This window comes from Janthinobacterium sp. BHSEK (assembly GCF_056174685.1).
Map to the genome: position 1 here is coordinate 1 of NZ_JBWBYV010000256.1, position 902 is coordinate 902.

The 902-nt window shown below is 59.4% G+C and carries 3 protein-coding genes; all 3 read right to left on the reverse strand.

Annotated features, from left to right (window positions below; translation table 11 throughout):
• The coding region (locus AC0V2Y_RS28885; RefSeq protein WP_475418487.1) for a hypothetical protein at positions 1 to 334 on the reverse strand (334 nt) is incomplete at its 3' end.
• Entirely contained in the window at positions 331 to 570 is a 240-nt protein-coding gene (locus tag AC0V2Y_RS28890) for a hypothetical protein (protein WP_475418075.1), read from the reverse strand. The genes AC0V2Y_RS28890 and AC0V2Y_RS28885, both read right to left, overlap by 4 nt.
• Positions 567 to 902 (reverse strand): hypothetical protein (locus AC0V2Y_RS28895; RefSeq protein ID WP_475418488.1); only part of this gene is annotated, 336 nt, incomplete at its 5' end. The genes AC0V2Y_RS28895 and AC0V2Y_RS28890, both read right to left, overlap by 4 nt.

A 902-nucleotide genomic window follows, 5' to 3' on the forward strand; every position in this document is an offset into this window, starting at 1 on the left:
GGTATTCGTTCAGCCATGTGATGCGGTCATTAGCGTGCTCGGCCAGCAATCTCGCTGCCGAAATGGCAAAGCGCGTAAGGATGTAGGTATCTACCGGGTCAAGCACAGGCAAGTCTTCGTCGGCCGGATCGGCATCGGTGTTCGTTTCCCTGGCCAGATCGCTATTGCTGGCCATTTCAAGGCACACGCCAATGCCACGGGCGATATCCATCGTGGCGGCGGCGAATTGCGCATCTTGGTCATGCTTCAGGCGGAGGTCCAAGTGCGAGAAGGGCACATGAAACGCGGTGGCTTTTGGCAGCTTGGCCGGTGCAGGTGTGTGACGGGTGTTCATGGTGCACCTCCGTCGATGCCATCCAACGTGCCCGCGACTTCATCTGCCATTTGCTGTGCCAGCCAAAGCAGATCACTAGGGCCGTCTGCTGGCTGCATTGCCAGCAGAAGCGCGGCCAACTGGCGCGCGCGCATGCGGGCATGCTCGGGAGCGACAGCGTAGGCGAGGTGAATATCAGCAAAGGGCGCATCCAGCACGATGGCCGCATCAATTTGGCTACGAGTGCTCGTTTTCATGCTGCACCGCCGATCTTGGCAATGGCAGTGCGCCAGATGGTTTTGCCTTCTTCAATACCGGCAAAGAAGGCATCAGCGGCGGCAGTGCCGGCCTGGTACGGCATATCGAGGTCTTTATGTTCGATGCGGTGCTCGAGCGCCATGCGTGCGCCGGCCTTGTATTCCTGGCTGCGTGGCGTGCGGCCGTTGTAGAACGCGGTTTGGAAAAGCTGATCGACGGACAGGATGCCGGCGATTGATGGGAAATGTTGGGGTGTGTTGGTGCCTGGCATGATTGCCTCCTTGTCGGTTGTAAAACCGCGCAACCCGTCGCCAAACGGGGAGAGCAGCAG

Coding starts and splice junctions, on each gene's coding strand:
- AC0V2Y_RS28890 (WP_475418075.1), bottom strand. CDS start 570: ATGAAAACGAGCACTCGTAGCCAAATTGATGCGGCCATCGTGCTGGAT.